A 16,772-nucleotide genomic window follows, 5' to 3' on the forward strand; every position below is an offset into this window, starting at 1 on the left:
GATCACGCGGTACGGGCATCGGCATACCTCACGATCTTGATGGGGTCGCCTTTGAAGAAATTGAGGATTTCCAGATACCAGATGCGGGTATCTTCCAGCATCTGGTAGTAGCGGAAGAGCTCCCTCAGCGGCGCAGAGAACTCCTTGTGCGCCACCAGAGCACCCAGCGTGATACGTCCTGCGATCACGAAATATCCACCAAGCGAGTAGAACAGAAACGGGGTTAGGGCAGTCAGAAAGTTGTTGAGTGCCTTGATGAAGAATTTCAGCCTGAAAATCCGCCGTCTGACGCGCTCCAGCTCGCGAAAACGGGTTCCGGCCTGCGCAAGTCGAGAGTGTCCTTCCACATCGTCATTCAGCTGTTCGCTCAGCTGTCTGCCGAGTTGCCGCACTTCCTGAATTCTGATGCGTGACAACACGTTGACGCGCCGCTGTAATTTCGGAAGCAGAACCAGCTGAATGGGCAGAACCGTCAATGCGGCTGCCCCCAGAACCGGATCCTGAACGAACATGAACAGCAAGATGGTTGCGAGTGTCCCGCCTTGTAAGACGGGTAGTGTCAGCATATCGGCAGCAAAGCCACCAACGGGTTCAACCTCTTGTGCAAGGATCGGAATGATCTCACTCTGGTACTTTGTATTCGGGTCGCTGCGCCATTGCCGATAGACTAGCAGGCGAAAGCGTCGAAGAAAGTTCTCTGCAACGTAGCCTTTGAGCCCATTCATGACGATGGCGAGCAGGTATAGACCACATAGGATCATTAAAAACGTGACCTGATCGACTTCACGCCCAAGAACGTCAACCGGAAAGCGGTCGGAGTTCAATGCGGTGTTTACAATCTGCTTGGGCAGTTCCAGCGTGAGATAGAGGATCGGCATGGCGATGAGGCTCAGTAGGATCATCAAAGCCTGCTGTTTCCTAGCATGGCGTAATACGGAACCAAGCAGGCTGCTGTCTAGACCTCGAATAAACTCTGAACGGGGCTGCACCCGTTTTTGACGCCGCCAAACATTTAGAATGGTTTGGACGATCAGATAACCAGCTACGCCGGTTAGCAATGCCGGGGCGAGCACGAGGATCAAATGAATGATCGGATGAACCCAATCCGGCGTTGCATCGTCGTACTGATACCCGAAAGCGGATGAGACGTTGTGCACGAGCATGTGGTATCTTTCCAAGATAGACACGCGCCGCGCACCTATTCCACAGTTTTAGGCGCCAGATGATCATGCACCATGATCACGCCCCACATGCCGGCTTCGCGATGGCCGGGCACCAAGCAGACGAATTCCAGATTGGTGATGTTGGAAAAGGTCCACACCAGGTTTGCAGTTTCGCCAGGCCGGATCGTGACCGCGTTCGCATCCGCATGCTGCATGTCTGGATTTTTTCGCATCCATTGCTGATGTCTTTTTACCTCATCAAACGAGCCGAGAAAAAACTCGTGATCGACTGCACCAAGATTGGTAACGACAAAGCGCACAACAGAGTCGTGTTCGATGTGGATCGCGTCGGGCTCAAAGAGCATGAGGCCAGCGGTCGTTTCCCGAATTGCTATTTCGATGATTCTGGTGACGTCGGAGTCATCACCCGGTTTTCCGATCATACAGGCCTGCGCATGGAGGCGAGCGTCCTGCACAGCGCCAGTCTGTGCGGTCCACCCGGGCAAGGCGATGGTGAGAGAGAGGAGGCAAGTTAGAATGACAGCTTTCATGATCGGCTCCTTCTGGTGGTGCTGCGAGAATACCTGATCGATCACCACTTGCTGTGAGGGCAATGTGAGCTTGTGTGGATAGGGGGCGGCGACAAGTCTCGCTGCCCCCAGCAGTACATTTTACCTTACTCGCGTGACGGTCAGTTTCCCTTTGACGCGATCCGCGACAAACTCGATATCCTGACCTTCCGACATGCTGGCGATTGTCGCCTCATCCGCCCGGAACACCATGGTCATCGCCGGCATATCAAGGTTGACAAGCGGGCCGTGAATGATGGTGACCTTGCCTGCCTTGGCGTCGATCTTCTTGATCTTGCCAGTCGTGTATTCGAGGTCTGCCTCGGCCATGGTGTCGCTAACAGTGATCGGTCCGTGCATGCCGGACTCGTAGTGGCCTGGAATCAGGCAGGCAAACTCGAACGTTCCGGCATTGGTGAATGTCCAGACGACATCATCCTCGGCACCCGCATCGAGACGAACGGAGTTGGGATCGTCATGCTCCATATCCATCTCTGCCATCATGGCCTTGTGCTCGACATTGCGCTCAACCGTATCAATGACGAACTCGTGCTCCAACTCTCCGTCGTTCTTCACGTTGAAGCGGATAGTTTGACCTGCGTCGAAATCAAAGCTGGCGGGTTCGAAAATCATCTGACCATCATCGGTTTCGCGCATTGTGACGTCGATTGTACGGTCGACATCTGCGGCCTTGCCAGGCATGCCAACCAGCATCATGGCTGCGTGGTCAGCTTCGGCGCTGCCATGGCCACCGGAATGTGCGCCAGCGGCAAAGACCGGAGCAGCAAGAACAAGGGAGAAAGCAGTCGTTAGAAGAAGGTTTTTCATGGTTTGGTCCTGTATGGTTGGTTTTTGGAGGGTGGTCTTAAATTCAAAGGACATTTCAGCCTTTTGAGGTTGGTTTGGGGGTGAGACGGGTTTGTGCATCGTTGGCTCGTGCGAATTCAGGCAATTCGCCGGTCCATTCGTAGGCCTGTTCGCCCGGAGGGTTTTCGTACCAGCCGGGATCGCTGTAATCGTCCGCTCCGATGCCCTCGCGGACTTTGACAACGGAGAACATCCCGCCCATTTCGATGGGCCCATGCGGCCCCCATCCGGTCATCATTGGAATGGTGTTGTCGGGCAGGGGCATTTCCATCTCGCCCATATCCGCCATGCCCGCTGTGCCCATCGGCATGTATTCCGGTTGGAAGGAGCGGATTTTCTGAGTCAACTGAGATTTGTTCACCCCGATGAACGTCGGGATGTCATGGCCCATTGCGTTCATCGTATGGTGCGACTTGTGACAATGGATCGCCCAGTCGCCTAGGTTGTCTGCGACGAATTCGTAAGCGCGCATCGCTCCGACGGGGATATCGATCGAAACCTCTGGCCATTGGGCCGTCTCTGGCACCCAGCCACCATCGGTGCAGGTGACCTTGAAGTCGTAGCCATGCATGTGGATCGGGTGGTTCGTCATCGTCAGATTGCCGACGCGCACGCGGACCTTGTCGCCTCTGTTCACCACCAAAGGGTCGATGTCCGGGAAGATCCGGCTGTTCCAGGTCCAGAGGTTGAAATCCGTCATTGTCATGATGCGAGGCACGTACGTCCCAGGATCGATGTCGAAGGCGTTCAGCATGATCAGGAAATCGCGATCCACCGGCATGAAGGTCGGGTCCTTGGGGTGGATGACGAACATGCCCATCATCCCCATCGCCATCTGCACCATTTCATCGGCATGCGGGTGGTACATGAAAGTGCCGGATTTGACCAAATCAAACTCGTAGATGTAGGTCTTGCCGGGCGGTATCCCCGGATGGCTGAGCCCTCCGACGCCGTCCATACCGGAGGGCAGAATCATGCCGTGCCAGTGGATGGTGGTGTGTTCGGGCAACTTATTGGTCACATAGAACCGCACCCGGTCACCTTCCACGGCTTCGATGGTGGGGCCGGTGGATTGACCGTTGTATCCCCACAGATGCGCGGTCATGCCGTCTGCAAGTTCCCGCTCCACCGGTTCGGCAACAAGGTGAAATTCCTTCACTCCATTGTTCATGCGATGGGGCAGGGTCCAGCCATTCAGTGTGACCACCGGGTTGTAATCAGGCCCCGAGGACGGGCGCGGCGTCATCTGCGTTGCAGCGCTGTCCATGATGGCCGCTTCGGGCAGACCCATATTGGAGGTCTGGCTCCATGCTTTGGAAGATACCAGGGCGGCACCTGCTGCACCGGCCCCGAGGAGTTGACGTCTGTTCATCATGATTTCAGTCCTTTCAATGTGCTGGGCCGCCACCGGCGGCAAGTTGAGCCCCTTCACCACCGCCCATGCCACCTGCGCCGCCGCCATAAATGGCGGCCGTCAGATTTGCCTGGGCGATGTAAAAGTCTTTCTTCGCGTTCGCCGCTTCGAGCGACGCGCCGAGCTTTTCACGCACGTCGGTGAGCAATTCGAAGGTGCTGGTGATCATCCCGTTGTAGCTGAGCAGGGCCTCCTCCTCGACGGTCACCCGCAGAGGCACCAGAACGTCACGATAGTGACGGGCAATCCGGTGAGAGGCGCGATACGCTTGTTCGGCCCCACGCGCTTCGGAGCGCACGGTGACGGCTCTTTCGGCCAAGACGTTTGCCGCCTGCATGTATGACAGCTCGGCTTTGCGCATACGCGCTTTGCCGGTATCGTAGATCGGAATGGCGAATTCCAACTCCACCTGCGACGTTGTTTCGGTCTCTGTTTTGCCGTCTTCGCGTTCCCGCTCGGACTCGAACCCGGCAACGAGTTCCAGATCCGTGACCAGACGGGTCTGATCTGTCAGACCGAACGCCTTGGCCTGCGCTTCCAGTCCCAGTTTGGCGACCCGTAAGTCGATCCGGTTGCGCAAGGCCTTTTGCTCGATGCCTGCGACCGCGTCGACAGAACGCGGCACGGTTGGCAATGCATCCGGCACGAAGTAATCCACTTCGGTGCCCCAAAGGCCCATTAGACGGGTCAGCTTTTCCTTTGCCATCGTCGCGTTCAACCGGGCCTGCGCCAGTTGACCGGCAAGCTCCGCGTTGAATGCCTGTTCGCGTGCCTGTCCTGCCCTGTTCAATGCCCCGGTTTCGCCCAGCCGCTTGGCAAGTTCGGACCCTGCGTCAGAGGTGGACTTGGCCCGGCGCAGATAGCCCACCGCTTCAAAAGCAGCCACGGCGTCAATCCAAGCTTGGCGCGTCTCATTGGCCAACGCTAGGGTCTCATTGACGGCGTCAAGCTGCGCTGCCCGGAAACTGACATCGGCGATCGCCACGCGTTGTTTGCGCGTTCTCGCATCCAGAATATTGGTTCTGAACAGACCCTCGATCGCCCGGTAGGCACCAAGCTCCGCCGCGCCGATACCCAATATACCGATAGAGACCACTGGGTTTTCAGGTGTCGACTGCTGCCAGGCTTCGGCGGCCGAAAGTCCGACATTGGCGTAAGCTGCCTGAAGGCCTTTGTTGTTCAGCAGTGCAACCTGCACGGCGGTATCGGCCGAAATAGTCTTGCGATGCACCATCGCGTGCACCTGTTTTTTCAGCGCTTCATTCTCTTCCTGTGTTTGCGCAAAGGCTGTCCGCTTGCCTATGGCTGCGGCGGTTTGGCTTGAAACGTTTGCAAACCCGGCTTTGGGTTCTGTGTAAGCTTGAGGCACCGCAGTCGCGCAGGCACTCAGCAAGAGTGGCGCGATGACTGCAACTGATAATATCCGACGGCCCATCAGTTCGCCTCTGACTGTTCTTCGTTGACAGAGCGCCAGTCACGCGGGCCGGTCACCTTCCGGTTTGCAAACCCCGAAAGCGGGTCGGCATATCTCACCGGTGATGAGATGGTCGAAGACGCAACTGCTTGTTGAGATACCACTATCGGGAGTGGCGTGGTGGCGTCGGCGCACGCGCCGAGTGCCAGGGGCAGAGCCCCGACAAATAGTAGTTTTTTCATGTTGGATGACCTGAATGAGTGCTGTCGGTAAGACGTCATGCAATAGGCATGACGCGCAACTAAGCGCTAAAAAGCGCGCATATCATTCAGGTACTTGGAGGACGCAGCAAGCCTTCTGTGTCCATGGACATTAGCCCAGGAACATTCGCGGCAGTGTGCAGATAGTCTACTTCTGGCGAGGGGGTGCTATGTTTGTCAGATAAAAATCCGGCCACGCAAATCCCCGAGCAACATATCGAAGAACTATCGCTCGAACCTTCGTCCGCCGCAGACATTGACGCACATTCATGAGTGGCTGATACAGTTTTTGCATCGGTTTGCTTTGCGGCATTCTGATGAGTCATCCCGTGATGAGCGACTTCACCATGGTTCATACCTGCATGAGCTGAAGCAGGAGGAAGCGTGGCGATAGAAAAAATCATCACGACAAATGTCATGATAAATCTAGTCCTAATCTGCTGCGGCCCTGCTTTCATCCCTCATTTATCCACACTACATCTGCATTGGGTCAAGTCGAAAATTCAACTTCATTTCAACAATTTTGTGAAGTTTGTTTTTGACCAAAAAATACATGTTTTTAACGCGTTAACTCGCCTAAACAGCCGCATTGAAATTTTCTGTTTGACCTTCCAGCGCGGGAAGCTCGAATATTTTAGGCTTACAATTTTTACAAGAGCGCTGCTCGCATTAGTGGCTTAACCTTGAATATCACAAATCAACGTCAGGCAGGCGTGAAATGAGGATTTAAATAAATCGGCAAAAGAATCACGCGTTGCTCAGTCCGAATGACTATTGTGTCCTCTTTGTCGATTTTGATCCAACTGAGCGATCCGACCCGCTGGACACTCATGCTTCACATGTGTCGCATGCAGAAGTTCTGAAGGTGACAAACGCCCTGTCTATCCCCTGCTTCACCTCATGCAAAACTGTCGGAAGACACAGGCCTCCTTGTGCAATTGCGCCGTCAGATGCGGCCGATGCCGTCATTTTCGAACGATCCGCCATCAATCCTTTAAATGATCCAGAGCTTCGACAGGAGATAGATGCGGCAGGAAGAAGCTGCTTGATTTTTATCAGCGGGTGGCCTGATGGATCGCTTGTTCAGGGCTCGATCACTGCGTTGTCCGAGGGGTACGACGTCTATGTGCCGTTTGACCTTTGTACAGGTTTCTCTGCCAAGACTATTTGGCCGATCTCTGTCCGGTTGGTACAGGCAGGTGTCGTCCCACTCACAGGTCAACAACTTGTTCTCGAGTTGGCGGATGCCACTGATTATCCATAGATCTGGCCATGGCATGGATCTTGAAGGTTGATCATTCGGGCGTTCGCTCAACTCCGCTGAGCGCCGGGCTCTACTTCGCTTGCCACGGAGGTTTCGCAGCAAGCTCCGCGGAGCCTGAGACATGCTCAGTCTCCGCCCTCAGGGTCACGATCCATAACGCCAATCCGAACCTACGGTTCGGAACAAGGACGGCGTCCTGACGGCCGCCGACGGTTTTTGGGCCTTTTCCGCGGTGCGGGGGGTGGGCGAACACTCCCTTTTTGCCACGCCGAGCCGGTTCGCAACCGCCTTGGCTCTCAGTGCACTCCTATCGATCCCGTTCTCCTACCAAGGCAATTGCATCCCGCCCAATCCGACGCGGCACCGGTCGTTTATCGCCCACCCCCCTTTCCGGGGAAAGGCATGGCGAGAAGCACAGGAGGATGCGGGCATGCCGCAGCAAGATCGACAGACAGTCTATGAAAGCGTCACCCAGCGTATCATGATCGCAAGCGTCTTTGCCGTGTCGCGGATGCTTGCAATGCTGACGGACATGAAGCTCATACCGCATAGCCATTTTGGAATGTCAGGGCCGATACGTGAACATACTCTTGTCTACACGGTTGTATTAGCCGGGTTTCTGACAGTGTTTTTCGATCTCAGCAGGATCGCATCTCTCGGCGCCTTTTTCTATCTGGTCATGGATATAATTATACACTGGGGCGTTTATCGAAATCTCAAAGACGAGATCGGTGCCTCGGGCTGGATCATGTTGACCGCAATCGCCTTGGATGCGGTAGTTCTGTCTGCATTTGCGACTATGAAGTGGCAGAGTGATCCGTCAATTGTCGTGATCGCGCTGACGATGATGACGGCTGTTTTTGCGTTCGAATGGTTTTTCTTGCGACAGCAACCGGTCAGACCAAACGACAGTTCGAAGGCCAACTCTCATACCCATTCGCAGCGATGAGTGCAAATGGCAGACATCTCGATCAGCCTGGACGCTTTGAAGCCCGGAAAACCACCGGGGCCATGCGAACCCTTAATGTATGTGGTTGAATATGACTGAGGTCTTCGGACCGATGGAGGTCATTACAATGGGTGTTGTTGCCGGCATCCTGGCGGCGCTACTGTGGTCGATGCTTTGAAGCACACCAAATTAATAAACAGCTTGGATCATTACAACTCTTCTAGCCCAAGGTCAGAATAAGATCGTCGGAAAGTTGCATCGGCGGAATATGCAGGTTTTCCGGGGCAGGGCCCTTTCTAATGCGACCAGCAGTATCGTAGTGAGATCCGTGACAAGGGCAAAACCAGCCCCCGAAATCGCCTGATCCATCACCAACGGGTACGCAGCCCAAATGCGTACAAACGCCGATCATGACAAGATACTGTTCCTGCCCTGCAACTGCACGATTCTGATCAGTGGCAGGGGCGCCATCTTCAATGTTTGGATTTCTGGCTACCGCGTCTGGCAAGGCTGCAGCATCTTCATTCTTAGCAGCGGCAATTTCTGCCTCGGTTCTGTATCGAATAAAGACCGGTTTGCCGCGCCACTTCACCGTCAGCTGACTGCCCGATGCCAAGGATGAGATATCTACCTGGATACTGAGAAGCGCCCGAACGTCGGCTGACGGGTTCATCTGGTTGATCAAAGGCCAGACCGCCGCAGCGCCTCCAATAATACCGGCGCCGCCCGTTGCATAGTAGAGAAAATCCCGTCTCGAAGACTCGTCAATCGTGCTCATAAGAAAACGGTACTGATCTCCAGTACTGGAAGGTCAAGCTTTGATTGCAGTAAGTAAACAAGCGGTTTTTTTGTCAGTGTGTTGTGTTGATCGCATAGGTCGCGCTGACGGAGCGAAACTAAAGAATTGAAGATGTCGTGAACCGTCCAGTAGTAGACTGCAGCCAGATCTATCCAGTTTCGCCCGGTGTAGATAGATCGTGTTAGACTGGCTTGGAGGGCTACGAATGGCCAAGGCAGTCTTCATAATGCACAGTCGTGGAGTGCAAAAGTGAGGGCAGTGATGACTGAGAAATCCTCAAAACCACCGGCGATATTAAGTGCGACCTCATTTGAAACAAAGTGCTCAATGCGCGCAATCCGGCGCAGTGAACTCCGCCTAATGGTGCCCTTATCCGACACAACAATCTATGAGCTGGAGCGGAGAGGGCGCTTCCCACGCCGATTTTTTCTCACGCCACGTTGCGTCGCCTGGGATTTGGCGGAAGTTGAGGCATGGCTGACAACGCGTGGTCATGCTTCCAAGCAAGAAGACGGCTTGCACCCTTATGTGCGACAGAGAAAGTCCAGACCTGTCAAAGGTTAGGGTCGGGCACCAACATTTGCATCGAAGCTGGAAACAGCGTCGGAATATACTTTCTCCTGTCAGCCCATGCGTCAACAATATCAGCCCATTCCTGCAACATATGGCGTCTTTGCAGTTCGTACTCAGCCTTATTGTAGACGGCACGTGATGAGCGGCGATCTTCGTGGGCAAGGCACTTCTCAACCCAGTCACGGTTGAAGCCGAGTTCATTCAAGAGGGTTGAACCCGTCCGACGTATGTCATGAACGGTAAATGGTTCGAGCGCCAAACCGTCCTTCTTTGCCTGATCCACAACCGCATAAGTTACGCGATTGAAAGTCGCCCGTGACATCGGTGCGTCGGCATCATAGCGGGACGGAAGGAGGTAGCGTGAATTTGCGGAACAGGTTTTCAGAGCGACTAGGATGTCCAATACTTGCTGGGACAAGTAGATGTTATGAGCCTTGGATCGCTTCATCCGTTCTGAGGGGATAGTCCAGACCGCGTTCTCAAAATCAACCTCGTCCCAAGTGGCATCCTGCAGCTCGCTTTTACGAACCATGGTGAGGAGGTACATTTTCATGCCAAGGCGGATCGTCGGCAATGTGGCCACTTTTTCGAGCGATCTGAGCATGACGCAGATTTCAGCGGGGGAAAGCGCACGATCTCGCGGCTGGAAGGTTGCAATTGAGGATGGTCCTACGTCGTCTGCCGGATTGGCCGCTTTTTCGCCATGCAGGATCGCGTAGACATAAATCTGTTTGATGATGTCCCGGACATGGATAGCCGTTGCTGGTGCACCCCGGTCTTTGACTTTTGTGCAGAGATGACGCAGGTCATCCGGTTTCACCTCGTTCAGCAGGCGTTTGCCGAGGATTGGCAAAATGTCCCGATCAAAAATCGCGCGACGCATGGCGCGGGTATTCTCTGCCATCCGATCACTTGCCAGCCACTTCTTGCCGAACTCGCCGAGGCTTTTCGCCTCTCGCAGGCGTCGTTTTGTGGCCTGTTTCTCCTGTGCCGGTGAGCGCCCTTCCGAGACTGTACGCCGGGCGGCGGCGGATTTTTCCCGCGCATCTGCAAGAGATAGCCCGGATCTTCCATACCGGCCTATAACCAATGTTTCCCGGCGTCCATTCAGGCGGTAGTCATAGCGGAATGTGACGGTACCAGAGGTTGCTATGTGCGCATACATCCCGTCCCGGTCTGAGATCTTATAGGGTTTATTCTTTTTCTTCAGGTTCTTAAGTGATGTGTCTGTCAGCATGATCCACCTCGAGCTACCTCAAAGTACCGTCAGGCCAAAACAGTCAAGATTTATGAGCATATATCTTTTGAAAACAGGATGATACGCAAAAAAATACCGTCACCAGGGCCGATCGTACCTGACGGCACAAAGAGAAAACAGGGAAAGCAAGATGGATCGATACCGTCAGAAGTACCGACAGATCGAACCGCTTGTCGCCGATAGAGGTGGATAGGTGCTGAGGAAAAAATAAATTATATCAGTTTGTTATACTTTCTTTTTGATAGAAACTGATAGACCCGGAGAGGGTTTGCACTATTCCCACTCGATGGTTCCGGGTGGTTTTGAGGTGATGTCATAGGTCACGCGGTTGATGCCCGGCACTTCGTTGATGATCCGCGTCGCCGTTTCCCCTAGGAATTCGTGGCTGAAAGGATAGTAGTCTGCGGTCATGCCATCAACGGAGGTCACCGCTCGCAGCGCACAGGCAAAATCATAGGTGCGCCCGTCGCCCATCACCCCGACCGTGCGCACTGGCAGGATGGCGACAAAAGCCTGCCATATCTCGTCGTAAAGGTCGTGCTTTCTGATCTGATCGATATAGACCGCATCGGCCTCGCGCAGGATGTCCAGCTTTTCGCGGGTGATCTCGCCGGGACAGCGGATCGCAAGACCCGGTCCGGGGAAAGGATGTCGGCCAATGAAGCTGTCGGGCAGGCCCAACTCGCGCCCCAGCGCGCGCACCTCATCCTTGAAAAGCTCGCGCAGAGGTTCGACCAGTTGCATGTTCATGCGTTCCGGCAGGCCGCCGACATTGTGGTGCGACTTGATGGTCACGGACGGCCCGCCGGAAAAGCTCACCGATTCGATGACGTCCGGGTAGAGTGTGCCCTGCGCCAGAAAGTCGGCACCGCCTATTTCCTTGGCATGTTTCTCGAAGACCTCAATGAACAAACCGCCAATGATCTTGCGCTTGGCTTCCGGATCGCTGACGCCTTCGAGCTTGCCGAGAAAGAGATCGGATTCGTCGGCATGGATTAGCGGCAGATTGTAATGTTCGCGGAACATGCCCACGACCTGTTCGCTCTCGTCTTTCCGCATCAGACCGTGGTCCACATAGACGCAGGTGAGCTGGTCCCCGATGGCCTCGTGGATCAGTACCGCCGCAACAGAACTGTCGACGCCGCCGGACAGGGCACAGATCACCCTGCCGTCGCCGACCTGTGCGCGGATGCGGGCGATGGCTTCTTCGCGGTAGGCCCCCATGGTCCAGTCGCCCTTGAACCCGGCAAGGCGTACGAAATTCTCATAGAGCTTTGCGCCATTTGGCGTATGATGCACTTCGGGGTGGAACTGTACGGCGAAGAAACCGCGCGTTGTATCAGCTGTGATCGCGAAAGGCGCATTGGGGGAGGTGCCGTAGACCTCAAAGCCCGGCGCAATCTCGCTCACGTGATCGCCGTGGCTCATCCAGACCTGCTCGCGGTCCTGATCGGTCTCGAACCAGCCATCCAGAATATCCAGCCTTGTGGGCGTGGGGGTCACATAGGCCCGCCCGAACTCGGCCGTGCCGTGGCCGCGCTCCACCTTGCCGCCCAGACAGTGCATCATGACCTGCTGGCCGTAGCAGATGCCAAGGATCGGTACGCCCAGATCGAAAACAGACCGGGGGGGCATCGGCGCACCCGCGGCAAAAACCGACGAAGGGCCGCCCGAGAAAATCACCGCCTTCGGGGCGAACTCAGCCAGAAAACCGTCATCGACCAGATGAAAGGGGTGGATTTCGCAATAGACATTCAGCTCTCTGAGACGCCGCGCGATAAGCTGCGTCACCTGGCTGCCGAAGTCTATGATAAGGAGGCGGTCATGTTCAGATATCGTCATAGTCGTTGAGTATGCCGCTGGCCGGGCGGTGGCAAGCCTCTGATCAAGGCGCTGTGCGACCTGCGATCAGATTTTGACGCGCCCGGCCTGACCCTTGGGCACATGTCGCTTTTTGCCCTGCATGGCCGCTCTGGGAGAGTGCGGGTGCGGTGGAATGAGGTAGTGCGGTGCAGAGGTCGGCATAAGGGGCAGGTTATGGCAGGAGCAGAACGCAGACGCGGGCGGGGCGGGGGCGGCGCGGCGCGGCGTGCAGAACGCAGTGCGGTCTCTTTCGAGACAGCGCGCTACATCGAACGCCACATCCCGAACTTCGAAATACTGACCGAAGAGGCGCTTGAGATCATCGAGACCAACGCCGAGCTTGTTCTGGAAGAGATCGGAGTGAATTTCGTCGAAAATCCCGCCGCCCTGCAACGCTGGCGGGACGCGGGCGCTCAGGTGGACGGCGAACGGGTGCGCCTCCCGCGCGGGCTGGCGCGCACGCTGTGCAAAACGGCGCCCTCAAGCTACACGCAGCATGCTCGCAACCCCGACCGCACCGTGGTGGTGGGCGGCAAGAACCTTGTGCTGGCCCCGGTCTACGGCCCGCCCTTCGTCCGCGATGCGGTGGGCGGCCGGCGCTATGCCACGATGGAGGATTTCCGCAAATTCGTGAAGCTGGGCTACATGTCCAAGTGGCTGCATCACTCGGGCGGCACGGTTTGCGAGCCCACCGATCTGCCGGTCAACAAGCGCCATCTTGATATGTTGCATGCGCATATGACGCTCAGTGACAAGCCCTTCATGGGGTCCGTGACCGAGCCGAGCCGCGCACAGGACAGTGTGGATATGTGCGGGGTGCTCTTTGGTCAGGACTTCGTGCAGCAGAACACCGTCATGACCTCGCTCATCAACATCAACTCGCCGATGACATTCGATGATGTGATGATGGGCGCGCTTGAAGTCTATGCCGCCAACAACCAGGCCTGCATCATCTCGCCTTTTATCGTGGGCGGCGCGATGGCGCCCGTGTCGGTGGCTGGCACGCTCACCCAGGTGCTGGCCGAAGTCCTGGCGGGCATTGCTTACAGCCAGATCATCCGCCCCGGTGCGCCGGTCATCATGGGCGCCTTTGTCACGTCGATCGATATGAATTCGGGTGCGCCGACATTTGGCACGCCGGAAGCCTCTCATATTACCTACGGCGCGGGTCAACTGGCCCGACGGCTGGGTTTGCCCTACCGGTCCGCGGGCTCGTTCTGCGGCTCGAAACTGCCCGACGCGCAGGCCGCCTATGAGACTGCCAACAGCCTCAACATGGGGCTTCTCTCAGGCGTCAACTTCATGCTGCATTCCTGCGGCTGGCTTGAAGGTGGGCTGGTGTCCTCTTTCGAGAAGTTCGTGATGGACGCAGACCAGTTGGGGGTCCTGCATCACCTGGCCCGCGGGGTGGAGATTGATGAGAACGCCCAGGCGCTGGACGCCATCCGCGAGGTCGGACCGGGCGGCCACTATCTGGGCTGCGATCACACCCAGCGGAATTTCAAATCCGCGTTCTGGAAGTCAGATGTTCTGGACTACAAACCCTTTGAGACCTGGGAAGACGAAGGGGCGCGCGATACCCAGACGCTGGCCAGCCTGCGGGTCGAGAAGATGCTTGGCGATTATCAACAACCCAGCCTGGACCCAGCCATAGCCGAGGCGCTGCGGGAGTTTGTCGATCGCAAGAAGGCGGAAGCGCCCGACAGTTTTATGTAGTCAGGCATGCTGGGCCGCGCGCAAGACCCGCGCCTCGCCCACCATCGCGATCAGGATATCCACATGGCGGATCAGGCTATAGCTGGTGTTGCCACTGATGCGTTGAGCGTTCAGCGTCGCCTCGATCTCGATCAGCCGCATCAGGGCGGCCCCGTGGCGTGGCAGCACACCGTAGCCCAGAAGTCTGGGCAGATGGGTGCCGCGCCGATAATCCTCAGCCCCGATGCGTGCCGCCCTCATCAACAACGGGGGCCGGCGCAGTGCTTGCAACATGGAGAGAATATCCTGCATTGGTCGTGTCCTTTTTCTGATCGACATCAAATCATCTGATGTCCGATGCAGTTTATGACACAGTTTTAGCCGGTGTTGCGCAGGCGACGAGACGGACGTGCGGGGTGGTTCAGACCTTGTTTACCCTTTTTATGGGTAACCAAGGTACGCCAGAATGTGGCGACACTGTTGCGTAAAACAGGGATAGACCGCACGTTGGTTTAAATACTGTTTATGCAATAGATACAATACTCCGGATATTCGCCGATATTAACGAACAGGTAACCAATTTCTTCTCTGGGTTGTGTTAACGAATTCAAATACAACTAAATGGAGCCATTGGTGAAGTCGACATGAAAGACCTTGAAACGACCACGCTGAACCCTCGCTACCAAGAGACCCCGTCCTTGCCGGACTGGGTCCCAACTGCGGCACAGATGTATCTCGCGCATACCGAGGCGGGGCTGCCGATCCGGGCTCTGGCACGGGCTGCGGGCTGTCACGCCTCCACGATCCTGCGCCAGATCAGACGGATCGAAACCCGCCGGGACGATCCGCTGGTGGATGCCGCTTTGCGTAATCTGGGCAGTGTTCATTTCAAACCATGTTCCCTGCCAGCACATCTGAATCAGAAGGATTCCATTCGCATGAGTTTTCAAGAAAAGATCTCGCAGCCAAAACCTGTCGACAAGACCCCCGATAGCGCCGAGTTCAATGCGGATGCCGCTCGAGTGCTGCGTCGCCTGTGCGAAACGGGTGCCGTTCTCGCGGTTGCGACCAATATGGAAAAGGCCGTGATCGTGCGCGATGGGGTCGGGGGGGCCGCGACGCGGACAGGTGTCGTGGATCGAAAGATTGCAGAGGCGATGGCCCTCAAAGACTGGATTTCGCCCAAGCAAAACGGCAAGATCACCCGCTACTCCATCACGTCCGCCGGGCGGGCCGCGCTTGAGCAGATGTTTGAAACGCTTGGCCAGGCCGAACATCAAGGCTTTGCCGAAGCCCAGACCCCCTTTACCGACAGCCCGCGCGCCTGGGGCGAAAAAACGCTGCCCGATCCCGACAGCGGTCAGACGCGGCGAATGCGTTACAACCTTGCCGAAAGCCCGTTGACGGCTCTGGCGCGTCGGAAGGACAAATCCGGAGCACCTTTCCTGACGGACGATCTGGTTACCGCGGGCGAACGGCTGCGCGAGGATTTTGAACTGGCACAGATCGGGCCCCAGGTCACCCAAAACTGGGATCGCTTTCTGACCACCGGCGGGCAGGGCACCTATGTGCCCGACAGCGGGGTGGGCGACGGGTCGTCGAATGCCCGAAAACGCATCAGCGACGCGCTGGCCGAACTGGGCCCTGGGCTTTCTGACGTGGTGCTGCGCTGCTGTTGTTATCTGGAAGGCCTGGAGACCGCAGAGAAAAAGCTGGGGTGGTCTGCGCGCTCGGGCAAGATCGTGCTGCGCATTGCGCTGATCCGGCTCAAGCGGCACTATGACGAAACGGTTGGACCCGGTGGGCCGCTCATTGGCTAGGCCTTTCCTTTTCCTCAGCGCAGTGTGAGCCATCGGCGAAGTTCTTCGCGGTTTTTGATCTGGTTCAAAGGCGACCCTTTCCGTTCGAGGCTAAACTTTGCAAAGTAAAGTCGAAGTCCCTTTGCCGCCCTGATGGATATGAGGTATCAGCCTTGGAAAGACATAGCATCGCCCCGGTTCGGAAAGTCATGCTGTTTCTGGCGGTTGTGGTCAGTCTGGCGCTGGTCCCCTTGCCCCGCAGCCCAGCCGCACAACCTCTCCAACACGTCAATGCAACGTGGTCTTTTGGGAGTTTTGCTGGTGTCATGACCGACGACCGGGCCAGCGAAGCCCTCAACCCCACTCGGGTCCGGTTCGTGGATCAGTATCTTTTCGGTGTGATGCTGGGCTACGATCAGCCATTGGGTCAAAGCCGGCTCTCGCTGGGCTTTGAGCTGCAGGCCGTTTTGCATGTCGGCGATCAGGATTTTTACGAAATCGCCCTGCCGCTCACCCTGCGGTATCGTCCGCAAGACAGTTGGTGGGATGTCTTTGACAGCTTTGCCTTTGGGCTTGGCGGGTCGCATTATTCGCAAATCTCCGATCTGGAGCGTGAAGTCTACGGAGAATCGCGGCGCAATCTGTTCTACTGGTTTTTGGAAGCGGAGTTCGCGACCAATGAACCGGGCGAAACTCTCTTTGCGCGGTTGCACCATCGCTCCAACGCCTTTGGGACGCTTCGGCCAAACGGTGGCTCCAATGCGCTGGTTTTTGGGATTCGCCGCACCTTCTAATCCCCTGGATCCGGCAGAGCGGCTATGCGTCGCGGGACCTTTCCCTGAGCGTCCCATGTGATACACTCTTCGCAACCGAGTATATCGCCAG

14 protein-coding genes and 1 pseudogene are annotated in these 16,772 nt (G+C 56.3%); 5 read left to right on the top strand and 10 right to left on the bottom strand.

What is annotated here, in order from left to right:
- Nucleotides 1–2 precede the first annotated feature (2 nt).
- From H7847_RS03600 to H7847_RS03625, 6 genes are all read right to left on the bottom strand, one after another.
- Nucleotides 3–1,163 carry an ABC transporter ATP-binding protein gene (locus tag H7847_RS03600; RefSeq protein ID WP_227268014.1) on the bottom strand — a complete coding sequence of 387 codons (1,161 nt, stop codon included), beginning with the start codon at nucleotides 1,161–1,163 and terminating at the stop codon, nucleotides 3–5.
- 35 nt (nucleotides 1,164–1,198) lie between these two features.
- Entirely contained in the window at nucleotides 1,199–1,714 is a 516-nt protein-coding gene (locus tag H7847_RS03605; protein ID WP_227268015.1) for a cupredoxin domain-containing protein, read from the bottom strand.
- Between the two features lie 120 nt (nucleotides 1,715–1,834).
- Nucleotides 1,835–2,560: a copper-binding protein gene (locus H7847_RS03610; protein ID WP_227268016.1), complete on the bottom strand. Its 726-nt coding sequence runs from the start codon at nucleotides 2,558–2,560 to the stop codon at nucleotides 1,835–1,837.
- Between the two features lie 55 nt (nucleotides 2,561–2,615).
- Nucleotides 2,616–3,974, bottom strand: a complete 1,359-nt coding sequence (locus H7847_RS03615) for a multicopper oxidase family protein (protein WP_227268017.1) — start codon at nucleotides 3,972–3,974, stop codon at nucleotides 2,616–2,618.
- Nucleotides 3,975–3,987: 13 nt separating this feature from the next.
- Nucleotides 3,988–5,448 (bottom strand): TolC family protein, encoded by a 1,461-nt coding sequence (locus tag H7847_RS03620; RefSeq protein WP_227268018.1) that lies wholly within the window; start codon nucleotides 5,446–5,448, stop codon nucleotides 3,988–3,990.
- Between the two features lie 307 nt (nucleotides 5,449–5,755).
- Nucleotides 5,756–6,106 carry a hypothetical protein gene (locus H7847_RS03625; protein WP_227268019.1) on the bottom strand — a complete coding sequence of 117 codons (351 nt, stop codon included), beginning with the start codon at nucleotides 6,104–6,106 and terminating at the stop codon, nucleotides 5,756–5,758.
- A gap of 1,326 nt (nucleotides 6,107–7,432) precedes the next feature.
- On the opposite strand from H7847_RS03625, the pseudogene H7847_RS03630 reads away from it, so the two are divergent.
- Nucleotides 7,433–7,900 (top strand): annotated as a pseudogene (locus tag H7847_RS03630) (amino acid permease); the annotation flags it as partial.
- A gap of 220 nt (nucleotides 7,901–8,120) precedes the next feature.
- On the opposite strand, the gene petA reads toward H7847_RS03630, so the two are convergent.
- Nucleotides 8,121–8,678, bottom strand: coding sequence for a ubiquinol-cytochrome c reductase iron-sulfur subunit (gene petA, locus H7847_RS03635; protein WP_227268020.1), 558 nt, complete (start codon nucleotides 8,676–8,678; stop codon nucleotides 8,121–8,123).
- Between the two features lie 348 nt (nucleotides 8,679–9,026).
- Between petA and H7847_RS03640 the strand changes: the two genes are divergently transcribed.
- Entirely contained in the window at nucleotides 9,027–9,263 is a 237-nt protein-coding gene (locus H7847_RS03640; protein WP_227268129.1) for a helix-turn-helix transcriptional regulator, read from the top strand.
- Here H7847_RS03640 and H7847_RS03645 read toward each other — a convergent pair.
- Both H7847_RS03645 and guaA read right to left on the bottom strand, forming a co-directional pair.
- On the bottom strand, nucleotides 9,253–10,509 hold the full coding sequence (locus H7847_RS03645) for a tyrosine-type recombinase/integrase (protein WP_227268021.1): 1,257 nt from the start codon (nucleotides 10,507–10,509) through the stop codon (nucleotides 9,253–9,255). The two genes, H7847_RS03640 and H7847_RS03645, sit on opposite strands and share 11 nt — an antisense overlap.
- Before the next feature lie 294 nt (nucleotides 10,510–10,803).
- On the bottom strand, nucleotides 10,804–12,366 hold the full coding sequence (gene guaA / locus H7847_RS03650; protein WP_227268130.1) for a glutamine-hydrolyzing GMP synthase: 1,563 nt from the start codon (nucleotides 12,364–12,366) through the stop codon (nucleotides 10,804–10,806).
- Nucleotides 12,367–12,567: 201 nt separating this feature from the next.
- On the opposite strand from guaA, the gene H7847_RS03655 reads away from it, so the two are divergent.
- Nucleotides 12,568–14,109, top strand: coding sequence for a trimethylamine methyltransferase family protein (locus H7847_RS03655; protein ID WP_227268022.1), 1,542 nt, complete (start codon nucleotides 12,568–12,570; stop codon nucleotides 14,107–14,109).
- On the opposite strand, the gene H7847_RS03660 is transcribed toward H7847_RS03655, so the two are convergent.
- Nucleotides 14,110–14,400, bottom strand: coding sequence for a DUF6477 family protein (locus H7847_RS03660; protein ID WP_227268023.1), 291 nt, complete (start codon nucleotides 14,398–14,400; stop codon nucleotides 14,110–14,112).
- A 332-nt stretch (nucleotides 14,401–14,732) separates the two neighbouring features.
- Between H7847_RS03660 and H7847_RS03665 the strand changes: the two genes are divergently transcribed.
- Both H7847_RS03665 and H7847_RS03670 read left to right on the top strand, forming a co-directional pair.
- A complete protein-coding gene (locus H7847_RS03665) occupies nucleotides 14,733–15,908 on the top strand; it encodes a DUF6456 domain-containing protein (protein WP_227268024.1) in 1,176 nt (391 codons plus the stop codon).
- A 152-nt stretch (nucleotides 15,909–16,060) separates the two neighbouring features.
- The gene (locus tag H7847_RS03670) at nucleotides 16,061–16,681 is read left to right on the top strand and encodes a hypothetical protein (RefSeq protein WP_227268025.1); all 621 of its coding nucleotides are present in this window, start codon (nucleotides 16,061–16,063) and stop codon (nucleotides 16,679–16,681) included.
- Nucleotides 16,682–16,772: the final 91 nt, after the last annotated feature.

It is taken from the genome of Roseobacter weihaiensis (assembly GCF_020622345.1).
Taxonomy (GTDB): Bacteria; Pseudomonadota; Alphaproteobacteria; order Rhodobacterales; family Rhodobacteraceae; genus Roseobacter; species Roseobacter weihaiensis.